This window comes from Enterococcus innesii (genome assembly GCF_022846515.1).
GTDB lineage: Bacteria > Bacillota > Bacilli > Lactobacillales > Enterococcaceae > Enterococcus_D > Enterococcus_D innesii.
Genome location: NZ_AP025635.1, coordinates 1,658,526 through 1,675,143, shown reverse-complemented (window position 1 = coordinate 1,675,143; position 16,618 = coordinate 1,658,526). Strand labels below are relative to the sequence as shown.

The window sequence follows — 16,618 nt, the reverse complement described above, 5'->3', positions numbered from 1 at the left end:
TCCGAGGTGGTGAGTAGATGTTAAAGTTGTTAGTTATTGCAGACGACTTTACAGGAGCGCTTGATACTGGGGTTCAATTTTCTAGACAGGGTATTCAAACTTTGGTCTCGACGGAAGCAGTTGTTCATTATGAGGAGATTCCGCATGAGATGGAGGTGCTGGTTCTTAACACAGAGAGCAGGCACTTAAACTTTGACACGGCTTACGAAAAAACCAAAGCCATTCTAGAAGAGGCACAAGCTGCCGGAATTCCCTATATCTATAAAAAAGTAGATTCGGCGTTGAGAGGAAATATCAGTGCTGAGATAAAAGCAATGATAGATACGCATAAGCAAGCGGTCATCCCGTTTTTGCCTGCGTACCCCGAAATGAATCGAGTGTTGATCGATGGTCATTTATATATTGATGATGTCTTGGTTACAGAAAGTGTTTTTGCAGATGACCCATATGAACCAGTAATAGAAAGTAGTGTGATACAACGATTAAAGACGGAAGCTGACATCGAAGCAGTACTGGTACAAAATGATCAATTGCCAAACATTGGTGTAGCAGTCTTTGATGCCCAGACAGACGAGATGCTGGCAAAACATGGCAGACAGCTGAAAGAAAAAAAACTTCTGGGACTGACAGTCGGATGTGCTGGGTTTGCAAAGACTTTAGCACATGAACTGTTTCCAGAAGGGAGTAAAGTCCAGTTGCAGCTTGAAAAACCGATCGTGGTCATCTGCGGCAGTGTGAACCCTATAACGAAGAAGCAGATTGCTTATGCGCAAAAGCGCTCCCCACGCATTTCTTTGTCGGCAAAGCAATTGTTGGATGATACCTATTGGGAGAAAGAAGTGGGACGGCAAGAGGTGAGCGCCTATCATGAGCTGTTGAAAAAGGAATCCCTGGTCGTTTTTGATACCTGCAGTGATCAAACGACTGCTGAGCTTCTTACGCTTAGCAAAGAGCTGGGACTGACTGCAAAAGAGTGCCGCTTTCGCATAGGAGAGGCACTGGGGAAATTGACAAAAACACTTTGGTCTCAGCAACACAAAAACACATTTCTATTTACAGGTGGAGACACCTTATATCAAACGATGAGGGTTTTAGGTGTGACCGGTATCAAACCTTTGGTAGAACTCAAACCTGGCGTGGTTTTGTCTGTAGTGGAGTGGAATAACAAAGAAATGCAGGTGATTACAAAATCCGGTGGGTTTGGCTCAGAAACATTATTTGAAGAAATCAAGCAGTACGAAACAATCAAGGAGGAATTGAAATGTTAACAGATTACAGTTTAAAAATGCCTAAAACGATTTTTGCAGGTGAACATGCAATCGAACAGCTGAAACCGATTATCAATAGCGGGATCCGTAAAATCGTTCTGTTTACTGATAAAAGCCTTCTCGCTTTGGGATTAATCGATTTGCCGATTCAACTAATCGAAGAAGCTGGAATTGAGTATACAATTCTTTCAGATATTCCAGCAGAACCTAATTATCACGAAGCCCAAGCGATGGTTGATGCTTTCAAAAATGAGCAAGCGGACTTTATTGTTGCTGTCGGCGGTGGTTCGGTCATGGATGTAGCAAAACTTGCTTCGATTTCAGCAACAGATGAGTATACCATCAAAGATTTGTTGGATGATCCGCTAGCGGCTAAAAAACACGTGAGAAGTTTGATGATTCCTTCGACGGCCGGAACGGGTGCAGAAGCAACACCGAACGCCATTGTCGGTGTACCAGAAAAAGACTTAAAGATCGGGATTGTCAATCCGGAAATGATTGCTGATTTTGTTCTGCTAGATGGGCGAATGATCAAGGATTTACCCAAACCAATTGCCGCAGCTACCGGTGTGGATGCGTTATGTCATGCGATCGAATGTTTTACCTCAGCAAAAGCCAATCCAATCAGCGACACCTTTGCCCTAGAGGCTCTAGACTTGATTATGAATCATATCATTGAAGCCTGTACAAATCCAGAAGCGCTTGAAGCTAAGCGCAGTATGCTGTTAGGCTCCTTTTACGCCGGTGTTGCGATCACGGCGTCTGGTACGACAGCTGTCCATGCGCTGTCTTATCCGTTGGGCGGAAAGTATCATATTGCCCATGGAGTGTCCAATGCGATCCTGTTAACACCAGTGATGAGATTTAATGAACCTGCTATCAAAGAATTGTTGGCTGATGCCTACGATCGCGTGATTCATGATGGGGATCAAACCCTCTCTATCGATGAAAAATCAGCGTTCATGATTAACAGATTAGAAAACATCGTTCGAATCTTAGAGATCCCAACAAGCCTAAAAACCTTCCGTGTGCCAGAAGAAGACTTGGAAGGTTTAGTGGCAGCTGGTATGGAAGTTACCCGTCTGCTTGTCAATAACAAACGGGAAGTGACACCTGAAGATGCTCGAGCGATCTATCAGCAAATCTTATAAGTCAGTGTTGGAAAGGAGGATGAGTATTATGAAGAAAATTATCGGCATTACTATGGGGGATCCTGCTGGAATCGGACCTGAGATTTCTCTTAAAGCTTTTGCAAAACCGGCCCTTTACGATCATTGCCGACCATTGTTAGTGGGGGATCGGAGTGTTGTTGACTATTATTTAGCAAAGTATCCGGAACTAGCACTAAAAGTAAATTCCATCGAGCAGCCCAAAGAAGGAAGGTATATCTTCGGCACAATTGATTTGATTGATTTGAAAAAGGTAGATATGGCCAGTTTTCTTATTGGCGAGGTATCAAAGACTGGCGGTGATGCCGCCTTTCAATACGTCAAGAAAGTCATTGAGCTAGCATTAGCCGGAGAGATTGATGCCACAGTGACTAATCCTCTGAATAAAGAAGCGATGAATGCAGCCGGACACCATTATGCTGGACACACAGAAATCTATGCAGACCTGACAGATACAGACAAGTACACGATGATGCTGGCAGATGGGAATCTGCGAGTCGTTCACGTATCAACACATGTTTCTTTGCGGGAAGCTTGCGATCGTGCAACGAAACAGCGTGTATTGGATGTGATCCGTATCGCAGACAAAGCTTGCAAAGATTTGGGTATTGAAAACCCGAGGGTCGCTGTTGCTGGGTTAAACCCTCATTGCGGAGAAAATGGCTTGTTTGGTCGGGAAGAAATCGAGGAAATCAATCCTGCTGTTGAAGCAGCTAAAGCAGAAGGTATCAATGTTTCCGGTTCACTGCCAGCGGATACACTTTTTTCAAAAGCCAATGGGGGGATGTATGACATTGTTGTAGCGATGTATCACGATCAAGGACATATTCCATTGAAATTATTAGGGTTCGTTTATGATCAAGAGGCACAAACTTGGCAAGCAGTAGAAGGGGTCAATATCACCTTGAATCTTCCGATTATCCGAACGTCGGTAGATCATGGGACTGCCTTCGACCAAGCTGGCAAGTGGACTGCCAGCGAATCCAGCTTAGAAAATGCCATCGACTATGCGATTCGCCTGGCTGAGCATACTAAATAATAGGACAAACAATTCAAAATAAACAAAAACAAAGGGGAGAATTATGGTGATTCAACTAGAACAAGTTCGTCAATCTGAGCCGAATGGGATCATGTACCGAGATGCATTTCTAAATATTGATTTTGGGCTGATTCCTACCGGCGGCAACAATACGGCTCATGCGCCGGCTTTGATCGAAACCGTAGATAACGGGATGCTGTGTGCGTGGTTTGCTGGCAGCTTTGAAGGAAGTGGGGATATCTCGATCGTGGTCTCTAAATTAGAGCCCACGACTCAAAAATGGTCTGATCCAATCACTGTTTCGAAAGGTATCGACCGAAGCGAACAAAATCCTTCTTTTTTCCGCGCACCAGATGGAAAGATCTGGCTGATTTATACCTCTCAACTCAGCCGACAAGAAGGTAAAGACAATATGCAGTTTACTTCGATCATCATGGTCCAAAAGTCAGATGATGAAGGGCAAACTTGGGGAGAGCCCGAGGTTTTATTTGAGAAAGAAGGCACCTTTGGTCGACAAGGGATCCAAATTTTGAGTAATGGCCGCTGGATATACAGCACTTGGCTGTGTGAAGATTCTGCCGAAGGTTTGACGAATGATCCAACAGAATTTCAAGTATCGGACGACCAAGGAAAAACATGGCGGGCTGTACGAATGCCGGATAGCAGCGGACGCGTCCATGCCAACGTCGTAGAGGTAGAACCGGGACATTTGGCAGCGTTTATGCGGAGTCGATTTGCCGATTTTGTGTATATTAGTGAGTCCTTTGATTTTGGTGATAGTTGGTGCGTGCCTGCGGCCACAGGACTACCGAATAATAATGCAAGTGTTAGTGCGATCAAACTGGCTAGCGGGGAGATTGCATTGGCGTACAATCTTAATTCTGCGCCAAATGCGACTTTTGGTAAAGTTGCTTGGCCGGGACTGCGCAATCCAGTGGCTGTCTCTGTAAGTGAAGACGTTGGCAAAACATGGCCGATTGGCCGGATTTTTGAAGCCGCAGAGGGATATATTGGGACGGAAAACAAAACCAATAATTCACAATATGAATACCCAACGATCTATCAAGACAAAGAAGGGCTTTTACATCTAGTCTATGCCTATCGAAATCGACTTTGCGTAAAATATATTCGGTTTACTCTTAAAGATCTATTCGGAGAAAAGCGGGAAATGATGGGGGTGTATAATCCGACCTCCGGTGAAGGGGTTGAGGAGGCAAGTAGTTGACGATAGAGGTGTCTTAGGCTGTTGCCAATCATCAAGCAAAGCATCTATCAGCCAATCTATTCAAATGAAAACGTATTCTGAAGGAAGAAAAGGAGTAATCACAATGAAATCAATTGAATTAAAAGGAATTATCAGCCCTATCCTAACACCTATGTACGAAGATGAGAGTATCAACTTTGAGGAGTTGCGTCATCAAGTAGATCGAATGATCGACAACGGAATTCATGGCATCTTCCCGTTTGGAACAAACGGCGAAGGTTACATCTTATCTGCAGAGGAGAAAAAGCAGGTATTAGAAGTCGTTGTAGACCAAGCTGCCGGTCGGGTACCAATCTACGCTGGTTCCGGCGCGATTTCTACGAAAGAAACGATTGAACAGAGCAAGATGGCGCAAGCTGTTGGAGCAGATGTTTTATCGATCATTACACCAAGTTTTGCAGCAGCAAGCCAAGAAGAAATCTATACCCATTACAAGACGGTTGCTGAAGCTGTAGATTTGCCAATCGTCCTGTATAACATTCCAGCTCGGACGGGAAATGCCATTGCTCCAGCCACTGTTGCCCGTTTGGCACAAATTGACAACATCATTGGTGCCAAAGATTCTAGTGGGAATTTTGCTAATATTCTAGGCTATATCGAAGCTGGTAAAGCAAAAATAAACGGAACGTTTTATACGTTGTCGGGGAATGATCAGCTGATTATTTGGACGTTATTAGCAGGCGGAACCGGTGGCATCGCTGGATGCGCGAATGTGTATCCGAAGACAATGGCTTCTATCTACGATCTTTTTGTAGAAGGGAAGATTGAAGAGGCGAAAACTGCAAATGAACGCATTCAAAACTTCAGAAACTGCTTCAAATATGGTAACCCGAATACGATTGTCAAAACAGCCACTGCTTTACTTGGTAGCAACGTTGGAAAATGCCGAGCACCATTCAATCAGATCCCGGACGAAGGGATCGCTGCATTGAAAAAAGTATTAGCAGAAGACAAAGAAAAAGGTCTGTGTTAACAGGCGTAAAACGGCAGCTCTTAGCTGCAAATGTAAGCATGATGGATAGGCGGACGAATCAGCCGCTTATCCGACAGCTTGCAGCAAAATTAAAAATTAGGAGGATGTTATGACTATTCAAATGATGACTGCACTAGCTATTACCGTAGTCATGATTATTTTGATCATGACTGAAAAAATTCCCTTCGGGGCGGCGCCCTTATTTGCTTGTTTATTATTAGTTATTTTCGGTATTACAGATATCAAAGGTGCCTTTGCGGGTTTCTCAAATTCAACGATCATCATGTTGGCGGAGTTTATGGCCATCATCGCCGCATTGGAGAAGACTAGTTTCATCGTCGTCTTTAAAAAAGCGATGTTTTCCATGGCCAACAAAGGCGGCTTCAAATCCTATCTTTTGATCATTCTTGTCGTGATGTTAGGTGGCAGTTTGTTTGGGACGGGATCAACTGCGTATTATGTACTGACATTGGGGTTGTTGTCCACGTTGCCCTATTCAAAAAAATTGCCGCCGTCAAAAGTCATTATGACTGCCGGTTTTGCTACTAATCACCCCTTGATTCCTTTTAATACAGCGTTGCAGTATGGCATCGTCATTGCTGTGTTAAATGCTGCAGGGATCATGGCGGAAGTTTCTGTCTTTAAATTTGCAATTGTCAATTTATTTTTGTCGATCGGCTTCTTACTCAACTGTATCATCCAATATAAGTTTCTTCCTGACCATCCGACATCAGAAGACTCGCAAGCAGTGGTGTCAAATGATGGGCAGGTACCTGCTTCGCAACTGCCACGATGGAAAGAATTGACTACCTATGGTGTATTTGTGTTTGCTGTTGTTGGTATGCTGTTGCAAAGTCAAATTGGGGATGCAGGGTATGCGATGGCCGGTCTATCCGTTGCAGTGATTTTACTGATCGGTGTTTTGGATTTCAAAGAAATTCGAGATGCGATCAGTGCGCCAATCATCTTAATGTCTGCGGGGGTCATCGGTGTTGCTGATGCTCTGGGAAGTACTGGTTTAACGAATTTAGTCGGAACGACTGTAGCAGATATGCTGGGTACAAACGTGAACCCTTTCGTGATGATTTTTGCCTTTTGTGTTCTGACCAGTCTATTAGCGACGTTGACGGGTTCGACAATCGGTACGGTTTACGTCTTTACGCCGTTGGCAATTGCTACTTGTACAAGTTTAGGATTGGATCCGACTGCTGCTGCTTGTGCTATCGTCATCTCTGGCTGGTGTGGCCATTTCTTACCGATTGATGGTATGCCCGCGATGATATTAGGTACTGGAAAGTACACGGCGGTTCAATTTTGGAAGTTTACCGTTCCGCAATACTTTATTCGACTGGTTTTCTTGACTGTCGGATCGATCTTAATGTTCCCAATGTAAGAGGGCAAAAAACTACTTTGAATGAGGTGTAGAAAATGGAAAACAATTTTGAATTAGAACACATCGGTATCAATACTGCAAATGAAACACAAGCACAAGAGCTTGCGAAACAACTAAGCATGATTTTTAATCTAATCCCCCGTCATGGACAAAAATCAGAGTTTGCTGGCGATTATTTTGAGTGTATGAAGGCACCTTTTTTAGGAACAAACGGTCATATCGCCATGCGTACAGCTGATTTGGAGAGTGCTGTTGCGGAACTTGAAGCAAAAGGCCTGGCGTTTAATATGGATACAGCAGCCTACGATGAAGAAAACAAACTGAAAAATATTTATTTAGCAGATGAGTTTGGTGGATTTGCTATTCACATTTTAAGAAAATAAGACGTTCTTTTTCGATTTTCTTTTATGGTCAAGTGAAAGTCATAGCAGGCTGAATCTACATTCTGCTATGACGTTTTTTAATAAATTCAAAGTAGGGCGGCCGATAAAGAAAGGAAACAGCGGTAATCAAAGAGGAGTTGAAGACAATGGACTTATGGTTTACTCAAAGGAAAGAAGAAGTTTTGCGTGCATTGGATACCAATGAAAAAACTGGATTATCCACTCAAGAAGCGCAACAGCGGCTGCAGTCTTTCGGCAGAAATGAATTAGAAGCCAAAAAGGGCGATAGTCTATTAAAAAAAGTGATCGATCAATTAAAAGATCCGATGATCATCGTTTTGTTGATTGCAGCATTTTTGTCCTATGCTGCTAGCGGATTTGAAGATTGGATCGAGTCAGTGATCATATTGCTGATTGTTGTGATCAATGCCATCATTTCGATTTCGCAAGAAAATAATGCCAATAAATCTTTAGAGGCTTTGCAAAAGATGTCAGCACCATTAGCAAAAGTGATTCGGGACGGAAAACGAGAACAAGTAGATACCGCATCACTAGTGCCGGGAGATATTATTGAGTTGGAAGCCGGAGACTTGGTACCGGCAGATGTCAGAATCCTTTCAGCAGCGAACTTAAAGGCAGATGAGTCAGCAATGACGGGGGAATCTGTTCCTGTTAATAAAAAAGCGCTGGAAGGACTGCCGCAAGAGACGGTTCTAGCTGATCGCAAAAACATGCTGATTTCCTCAACGGTTATTACAAATGGCCGTGCTGTGTGCGTAGTAACGAATACGGGGATGAAAACAGAGGTCGGAAGAATCGCGAACTTACTGATCTCCGAAGACGAGAACATCACTCCGTTACAGCGTAAAATGGCTGAAATCTCAAAACTGCTATCGATGATCTGTTTAGGAATCTGCATTTTAATGTTTATTGTCGGGATCTTGTACGGTCGCCCGATTTTGGATATTTTTATGATGGCAGTCTCGCTGGGGGTAGCTGCGATTCCGGAAGGATTGGCTGCAATTGTAACGATTGTTTTGGCGCTAGGTGTGCAGCGGCTAGTCAAGCGACACGCAATCGTTAAAAAACTGCCGGCAGTTGAGACCCTTGGTGCAGCTTCAGTGATCTGCAGCGATAAGACCGGGACATTGACCCAAAACAAAATGACGATCGTAGAAACTTTCCTTTATGATGACCATACAGTCGACAGGTTGTTGACGATCGGGGCACTGTGCAATGACTCTAAACTAGTCAGCAGCGGTTCTAGTGAATTTCAAGTATCCGGGGATCCTACCGAAACAGCTTTTGTAACGAAAGCCTATGAAGAAAAGCTGGACAAAAATGAACTGGAAGCAAAATTTCCGCGAAGGGCAGAAATCCCTTTCGATTCAGAGCGTAAATTGATGAGCACCATCCATCAAACAGAACAGGGCTTTCGGGTAATGGTGAAAGGTGCCCCTGATGTTTTGCTGAATCGATGTCTACTTTCAGAGACAGACGCGGAACAAATATCTGCGAAGAATGCTGAGATGGCATCAAAAGCTTTACGAGTTCTAGGGGCTGCTTACAAAGATATCGCTGAAATTCCACAAGATTTAAAGACAGAGGACATCGAAAGTGAGCTGACTTTTGTTGGTTTAGCAGGAATGATTGATCCTCCGCGTCAAGAAGTCAAAGAAGCAGTCGCACAGTGTTATGAGGCGGGAATCCGACCAGTCATGATCACAGGGGATCACAAGTTGACGGCGGTTGCGATCGCCAAAGAATTAGCTATTTATCGACCAGGCGATCGAGCGATGACGGGTACAGAGCTGGATCTGGTCCCGCAAGAGATTTTGGAGGAAGAAGTAGGCAACTATTCTGTTTATGCACGGGTTTCGCCTGAACATAAGATGCGGATTGTCAAGGCTTGGCAAGCAAAAGGAATGGTCGTTGCGATGACAGGCGACGGGGTGAATGATGCCCCAGCACTAAAAGCTGCGGATATCGGCTGTGCGATGGGAATCACAGGAACCGATGTAGCTAAAGGTGCAGCCGATATGATCTTGACGGATGACAATTTTGCCACGATCGTTCATGCAGTAGAACAAGGGCGAGGGATTTATGCCAACATTAAAAAGTCTATCCAATATCTGCTGAGTTGTAATATTGGGGAAATCATCACGATCTTTGTTGCTACCGCACTCAATTTCCATCAAATGCCGCTAGTTGCGATCCAACTGCTTTGGTTGAATCTTGTCACAGACTCACTCCCTGCATTAGCCTTAGGGATGGAGCCCGTTGAGCCAGGTGTCATGCAACAAAAACCACGAGATTCCCGAAAAAGTATTTTTGCAGACGGTTTTGCCGCAAATATGATTTTTTACGGTGTGTTGGTAGGGGCAATCACATTAGCTGCTTACTGGCTGGGAGAATATGTCTTGTCTGATCCAACCATCGCAGATGGTACGGCAAATACAATGGCTTTTGCCACTTTAGTTTTTGGTGAACTGACGCGAGCTTTTGCTGTTCGCAGTGAAACACGCTCTATCTTCCGAATTGGAATTTTCTCAAATAGTGCAATGAATAAAGCATTTCTGGTCAGCTTGGTCTTGCAATTAGCTGTATTGTTTATTCCATTCCTGCAAGATATTTTCAAGGTGCAAAGCCTGACAGGCGTTGAATGGACGATTGTCATCTTGTTGTCACTGATTCCGCTGATCGTTAGTGAGATTTCTAAAGTTTTTCGTTTTAAGGAAGTGCAGACAGCTGTTGCTAAGTAAATTTCCCTAGAAGATAAAAAGTTGGGTCCCTTCTCTAAGGAGTTAATCAGAGAGGGGACATTGTTTCGTTCCTAAGAAAAACCCAACTGGCCGTCTGCTTGCGAATGAAGCTCAGTTTATATGGACAGCAATATGCTAAAAAAATTCTGTGCATGGAGAAAGAGCTATACGCGTTGGAACCGCCCAATGGCAGATGTTCTTGATTTATTTCATGAAACTCTATGAAAAACCAAAAAATTCGATATAATAAGATAACTTATGGTTTAGGAGGAGTATTTTTTTTCAGGAAAGACTTGCTTTCATGGAAAAAAATCAGGGAGAAAATGAAGAATAAAGGCGTTTACTTTGGGTTGTCTGCCTATGTCTTGTGGGGCTTGGTCACACTATATTGGAAAATAATCGTTGGGGTTTCCCCGTTAGCCACGATGTGCTACCGAATCGTGTGGTCCTTTGTTTTTATGGTGTTGTTTATCGTGCTTTCTGGGAAGAAAACGCAATTTTTACAAGAAGCGCGTCTGCTGTGGAAGAACAAAGCATTTGCTGGACTGATCGTTTTAGCGTCTGTGCTGATCTCCATCAACTGGTTCACTTTTATCTTCGCGGTGAGTGCGGGCCACGTGATGCAAGCCAGCTTAGGCTATTACATCAATCCGCTAGTCAATGTCTTGTTAGCAACCGTTTTTTTGAAGGAACGTCTTAGTCGTACTGGCATGCTGGCGTGTCTGCTGGCAAGTATCGGGGTAATCTTATTATCGATCCAAACAGGAACGATTCCCTATGCCTCACTGATCATGGCCTTTTCCTTTAGTACGTATGGCTTGATCAAAAAAAGAATCCCTATTAGTTCGGTTACTGGGTTAACGATCGAGACGATGGTGATTTTCCCCTTTGCGCTCGTGTATATTTTAGGGTTTTCAACCGTCGGCTTTATGAATTATCCCTTGCAAACCAATCTCTTATTGATGGGTGCCGGGATCGTGACGGCTATTCCGCTGTTGCTGTTTGCGGAAGCCGCGAAAAATGTTTCTTACATTACGCTTGGGTTTATTCAATACGTCAATCCGACGATCATGCTTTTGTTGGCCATCTTTTTGTTTCACGAAACCTATTCACTGGCCCAATTTTCCGCCTTTGCGTTTATTTGGCTGGGGATCGCGGTCTTCACCTATGGTACGTTAGGCACGGCGATGAAAGAGCGGCGCATGGGACAGCAAAGAAAGCAACTCTGATAGATTAGGAATGGCTGCAACTGGGCCGTTCCTTTTTTGATTAAAAAACAACTCAATTTAGATAGTGAAGGATGTTGCAAGGAGAATTGTTCAATGGTATAACAAAGGAAAAGCACGTTGCAGAAATTCTGATTGAAAAGGGTTGCATCTGCCACAGGGGTGTGTTATTATTCTTTCAGTTACAAGGATTGTTACTGTTCGGCAGGCAAAACCAGAATTGACCGTAGCGCGCTAATGGGGAGATTCTAGGTTTTTTTATTTTGGAGTGAGGGAAAACGATGGTTATTGGGAAAATATTAAATAATAATGTCGTCATCTCGACCAATGATGCCGGTCAGGAAGTGATCTATATGGGTCGTGGCATTGCATTTAAGAAGAAGGTCGGCGATCCAGTGGATGAAGCCTTTGTCGAAAAAGAATTTGTGTTAAAGGATACGTTTACCGCAAATCAGTTTCAGCAATTGTTTTCAGACATTCCTGTGGAAGAAGTCGAAGCCGTCAAGCAAGTGGTGGATGATGCGGAAGCATCCTTGGGGATCGAACTGTCGCCAAATATTTATTTGACACTGACCGATCATATCCATTATGCGCTGGTTCGGGCACGTGAAGGCATTGAGCTGCCGAATCCATTGTTGTTTGAGACCCGCAAATTTTATCCGAAAGAGTATGCGGTTGCAGCAGATGCCGTTGCTTATTTTGAAAAAGTCTTCGGGATTTCATTGCCGGAATCGGAAATTGGCTTTATCGCCTTTCATATCGTCAATAGCGAACAAGCCAATGGTACGATGGAAACCACGATGCAAGCGGTAGAGATCGTTCGTGACGTACTGGCGATCATCAGTCGCTTTTATGGACGAGTCTTTAACCCAGATTCCTTGAATTATCAACGGATCACCACGCATTTGCAGTATTTTGCGCAGCGTTATTTAAGCGATGAACTTTCAGGGGAAAAAGATGAGTTTTTATTTGCCCTTGTGCAATCGAAGTACCCTAAAGCGTTTCAAACGGTCCAACGGATCAACGAGTACTTGATCAAAACCTACGACAAATCGATCGGTGAATCAGAAATGATCTACTTAACGATCCATATCGAACGTGTCGTCAATGATCAAACCAATTAACATTCAATCATTAACGGATTGTTACTGTCAGGCAGGCAATACCCAGATTGAAAAGACAACAGTCAGCGAGGAAAAGACTCGTTGGACGGTCGTTTTTTCAATCTGGGTTTTTTTATTAAAAAAGGAGTGTTGAAAAAATGAGTTCAAATAAAGAAATTGCCGTTCGCGTCCTCGATGCGGTGGGCGGCAAAGAAAATGTCAACAGCGTGGTGCATTGTGCGACCCGCTTGCGTTTCAAATTAAAAGATGAGAACAAAGCGGATACGGCACGCTTGAATCAAGACGACGACGTGATCCAAGTCGTTCAAAGCGGCGGACAATACCAAGTGGTGATCGGCAGTCATGTCAGCGACGTTTACCGTGAATTAAATGGAGTAGCGAACTTCGATGGTGAAGCAGACAGCAAAGGCGACAAAGGCAACCTGTTGAATCAACTGGTGGATATTATTTCGTCGATCTTCACGCCGTTTTTAGGCGCAATGGCAGGTGCCGGGGTCTTAAAAGGATTCTTGACGCTAGCAGTCACCTTGAATTGGCTGGCAGCTGATTCTGGGGTTTACACTGTATTGTATGCGATTGCCGATGGGTTATTTACCTATTTACCAGTGATGTTGGCTTTTACTGCAGCGAAGAAGTTTCGTACCAATGAATTTCTAGCGGTTTCCTTAGCGATGGCATTGGTTCATCCAAATATTACCGCTTTGGCTGGACAAACGTTGAGTTTCCTAGGCTTACCGGTCATTATTGGTGCGAGTGCTTATACGTCTTCCGTCATTCCGATTATTTTAGCGGTCTTTTTACAAAGCTATGTGGAGCGTTTCTTTAAAAAAGTCATTCCTAGCTTCTTACAGATCATCTGTGTGCCTTTAGCGGTCTTCTTGATCATGGCGCCATTGACCTTTATTGTCGTCGGTCCACTAGGAACGATTTTAGGAAACTTGTTAGGTAGTGCTTACGACAGCATTTACCACTTTAGCCCACTGATCGCTGGGGCTGTCATGGGAGGTTTATGGCAAGTCTTTGTGATGTTTGGCATGCACTGGGGCTTTGTACCGATCATGATGTTGAATCTCAGTCAAACCGGTGTCGATACGATGGTGCCGATGCTGTTGCCAGCTGTCCTTTCTCAAGGTGGTGCAGCGCTAGCAGTATTCTTTATGACAAAAAATGTGAAATTGAAAGGGTTGGCCCTTTCTTCAACGATCACCTCAATTTTTGGGATCACAGAACCGACGGTGTATGGGGTAACCTTGCCTTTGAAAAAACCATTTATCGCCGCGTGTATCAGTGGTGCCCTCGGGGGTGCCTTCATCGGCTTCAGCCAAGTCGAAAACTATACCTTTGGGTTAGTTAGCTTACTAAGTCTGCCGTCCTTTATCCCACAAGATACGAGAGATCTAAGTGGTCTGATCGCAGCTTCCATCGGCACGGCTATCGCTTTTGGCGCAGCGTTTGTCTTGACCTTCTTCTTACGTTTTGAAGATCAGCCAGCAACCGATGCCAGTGCAGCACCAGCAAAAGAGCCAGCAGCACCCACAGAGAGTTCGTCTAAAGAACGAGTGATCCTCAGCAGTCCGTTAGAAGGCAAAGTGGTTCCCTTAGCAGAAGTCAAAGACCAAGTCTTTTCTTCTGGTGCATTAGGAAAAGGTATCGCTATCGAACCAACTGTCGGGGCTTTATATGCGCCAGCAGATGGCACCATCACGACGCTCTTTCCTACTGGCCATGCCGTTGGTTTGACCACCACGGATGGAGCCGAAGTCTTGATGCATATTGGTATGGATACCGTGGAACTAGAAGGCAAAGGCTTTGAGGTCTTTGTTAAACAAGACGATCAAGTCAAACGCGGCGATTTGTTAGTGAAGTTTGATCTAGATACGATCAAAGCAGCTGGCTTATCCACGATCACACCGATCGTTGTGACGAACACCCCGCAATATTTAGATGTGATGGATATGAATCAAACCGATGTCTTGCAAGGAGAAGACTTCTTAGCCATCGTGAAATAAGCAAAAGAAACCCGATCCTCGACTGAATATCAGCAAGGATCGGGTTTTTTGTAAGAAAATAAGGCGCAGTTGCCCTTCTCGCTTGCCTGACATGGTAGCAAACGCTTGTCACAGCGCGAGTTAAGAGCAAGACCAACATCAGGAATGCCTACTCAGGGAAAACCCGAACATTCTTGGGGACTGCTCCCTACACATGGCTTAAATTTTCGGCAAGCGACTCTAAAGCGGGGAAATCGAGAATTGCATAGCCCTGTTTTTGTTTTTCAATCAGCTTGTCTTCCCGAAAGCTGGTAAAGGTTCGTAGCAGGTGGCGATAGCTGACATTCAAGATTGCGGCACAGGTGGTCAACTGAAAGGAAAAGTGTTGATTTTCTTGATGGGCAAGAATAAATTTGGCCAACCGTGTCTCTACAGGTTCCGTCAATGAATTCGCTAAGTTGATCCCCGAATTCAAGCGGGAACTGAGCAACTGACAGATGGTTTGCAAAAAGCGGACGTCTTGTTGCAAGGTGCTGCGGTAGCGATTCAAAGGGATGCAGACGCAGACGCAAGCAGAAGCGGCTTTGACACTGCTTTTTGGCAAGAGTTCCCATAAAGAGGAAGCTTCCCCTAAAGGTGCAGCCGGCTTGGCGTAATCAATACAAATCGTTTGGGTATCCGAAGAGAAAGAATAGACCATCACGGTTCCTTCTACGAGAAAATACAAGTATTCAGAAGGCGTACCCGTTCGAATCAGGTGCTCTTCTTTTTCAAAGGAATGCAAAGTGGCCATCGCTAACAAATCATTGTCCATATAAGATTGCAGATCGTATGTGTCAATGTAATTACTGAGGCGTGCGGTATCATCGATTTTTTTCATGGAAATCAGCCACTCCTGAATGGTTTTCTTTAAGTATAGCTTAGTTCCCCTTTTGACTCAACACGAACGATAAATAAAATCTAATGTAAATTGTATGTAAAAATAAGGTAAAATAGGACATGTGTCACTTCATTTTGAAGGGATACTTGGTATGATTTGAATGTAAGAAAGCTTCAAACCATTAGGAGGAGAAAAAATGCCATTGAAACGAATTGTTAAAGGAATGTTAGGAATTGCGTTAGTTGCAGCATTGACCGGCTGTGGGAATGGGAGCAGCAGCAGCGACAGCAGTGCCGCAGCCGAAAAAGAAAAGCTGGTGGTACAATTCGTACCGACCAATAATGACGGCTCGATGCAAGCCAAAGCAAAACCGTTTGCTGAGTATTTATCAAAAAAATTGGACCGTGAAGTAGAAGTAACGTTAGCAACGGATTATTCGACGATCGTTGAAGCCATGGCTTCTGGACAAGTTGATTTAGGGATCATGCCGCCAGCCGCTTATGTTCAGGCCAAAGACATGGATGCAGCCGAAGCGATTTTGACTTCTCAATTAGGTGCTTATGATCCAGAGACGGGCTTGCCATTAGAAGGGGAAAAAACCAATACCTTCAAAGGGGAGATCTTGGTACGTGCGGATAGCGATATGACAGAATTGACGGACTTAAAAGGGAAAAAAATCGCTACATTGAGTCCGAACTCTGCCAGCGGCTATATTTACCCAGTTGCCGAGTTGAAAGATGCAGGAGTTGATCCAACGACGGATGCTACATTAACGACGGTGAACGATATTCCAAGTGAGATCACTGCAGTCTTGAATGGTCAGATGGATGCCGCCTTTGTGTTTCAAGGGGCACGGAATGTCTTTGCTTCAAGCTTCCCAGATAACGATTTATTCGAAGATCTAAAAGTTCTTTACTTAACCGAAGGGGACATCCCGAATGACGCCATTGCCGTTCAACCAACGATGGACGCTGAACTTAAAGAGCAGATCAAAGAAGTGTTCTTGAATATGGCAGACGATGAAGAGGGTGCCGAAGCAATGAGCTTGTGGGGACACCAAGGGTATGAAGAAGCAGCTGATTCTGCTTACGATACCATTCGCGATTATACACAACGAGCAGCAGAGTAAAAAATCAGGGATTGCGGTAG

The 16,618-nt window shown here is 44.2% G+C and carries 13 protein-coding genes; 12 read left to right on the top strand and 1 reads right to left on the bottom strand.

The genetic code is table 11. The features are described from left to right. Window positions 1-17 precede the first annotated feature (17 nt). From ENLAB_RS07900 to ENLAB_RS07850, 11 genes are all read left to right on the top strand, one after another. Window positions 18-1,268: a four-carbon acid sugar kinase family protein gene (locus ENLAB_RS07900; RefSeq protein WP_201690543.1), complete on the top strand. Its 1,251-nt coding sequence runs from the start codon at window positions 18-20 to the stop codon at window positions 1,266-1,268. Further along, complete coding sequence (locus ENLAB_RS07895) at window positions 1,262-2,419, top strand: iron-containing alcohol dehydrogenase (RefSeq protein ID WP_244353348.1); 1,158 nt, start codon at window positions 1,262-1,264, stop codon at window positions 2,417-2,419. The genes ENLAB_RS07900 and ENLAB_RS07895 overlap by 7 nt, the downstream gene beginning before the upstream one ends. Before the next feature lie 25 nt (window positions 2,420-2,444). Beyond that, window positions 2,445-3,476, top strand: a complete 1,032-nt coding sequence (gene pdxA, locus ENLAB_RS07890; protein WP_439711698.1) for a 4-hydroxythreonine-4-phosphate dehydrogenase PdxA — start codon at window positions 2,445-2,447, stop codon at window positions 3,474-3,476. Window positions 3,477-3,519: 43 nt separating this feature from the next. Further along, window positions 3,520-4,701 carry a sialidase family protein gene (locus ENLAB_RS07885; protein ID WP_439711694.1) on the top strand — a complete coding sequence of 394 codons (1,182 nt, stop codon included), beginning with the start codon at window positions 3,520-3,522 and terminating at the stop codon, window positions 4,699-4,701. Window positions 4,702-4,804: 103 nt separating this feature from the next. Continuing rightward, complete coding sequence (dapA, locus tag ENLAB_RS07880) at window positions 4,805-5,713, top strand: 4-hydroxy-tetrahydrodipicolinate synthase (protein ID WP_220426985.1); 909 nt, start codon at window positions 4,805-4,807, stop codon at window positions 5,711-5,713. Window positions 5,714-5,822: 109 nt separating this feature from the next. Continuing rightward, a complete protein-coding gene (locus ENLAB_RS07875; protein ID WP_244353347.1) occupies window positions 5,823-7,106 on the top strand; it encodes an SLC13 family permease in 1,284 nt (427 codons plus the stop codon). A gap of 35 nt (window positions 7,107-7,141) precedes the next feature. Further along, a complete protein-coding gene (locus tag ENLAB_RS07870; RefSeq protein WP_220426986.1) occupies window positions 7,142-7,489 on the top strand; it encodes a 2-dehydro-3-deoxyphosphogluconate aldolase in 348 nt (115 codons plus the stop codon). Window positions 7,490-7,635: 146 nt separating this feature from the next. Next, entirely contained in the window at window positions 7,636-10,251 is a 2,616-nt protein-coding gene (locus ENLAB_RS07865; RefSeq protein WP_220426987.1) for a calcium-translocating P-type ATPase, PMCA-type, read from the top strand. A gap of 323 nt (window positions 10,252-10,574) precedes the next feature. Next, a complete protein-coding gene (gene rarD, locus ENLAB_RS07860) occupies window positions 10,575-11,480 on the top strand; it encodes an EamA family transporter RarD (RefSeq protein ID WP_005230654.1) in 906 nt (301 codons plus the stop codon). A 278-nt stretch (window positions 11,481-11,758) separates the two neighbouring features. Next, window positions 11,759-12,601 carry a BglG family transcription antiterminator LicT gene (gene licT / locus ENLAB_RS07855; RefSeq protein WP_005233287.1) on the top strand — a complete coding sequence of 281 codons (843 nt, stop codon included), beginning with the start codon at window positions 11,759-11,761 and terminating at the stop codon, window positions 12,599-12,601. A gap of 137 nt (window positions 12,602-12,738) precedes the next feature. Beyond that, the gene (locus ENLAB_RS07850) at window positions 12,739-14,610 is read left to right on the top strand and encodes a beta-glucoside-specific PTS transporter subunit IIABC (protein ID WP_244353346.1); all 1,872 of its coding nucleotides are present in this window, start codon (window positions 12,739-12,741) and stop codon (window positions 14,608-14,610) included. Window positions 14,611-14,797: 187 nt separating this feature from the next. Here ENLAB_RS07850 and ENLAB_RS07845 read toward each other — a convergent pair whose 3' ends face one another. Next, window positions 14,798-15,469 carry a cyclic nucleotide-binding domain-containing protein gene (locus ENLAB_RS07845; RefSeq protein ID WP_005233292.1) on the bottom strand — a complete coding sequence of 224 codons (672 nt, stop codon included), beginning with the start codon at window positions 15,467-15,469 and terminating at the stop codon, window positions 14,798-14,800. Window positions 15,470-15,665: 196 nt separating this feature from the next. On the opposite strand from ENLAB_RS07845, the gene ENLAB_RS07840 reads away from it, so the two are divergent. Further along, window positions 15,666-16,598: a phosphate/phosphite/phosphonate ABC transporter substrate-binding protein gene (locus ENLAB_RS07840; RefSeq protein ID WP_016620312.1), complete on the top strand. Its 933-nt coding sequence runs from the start codon at window positions 15,666-15,668 to the stop codon at window positions 16,596-16,598. The last annotated feature ends 20 nt before the right edge of the window (window positions 16,599-16,618 follow it).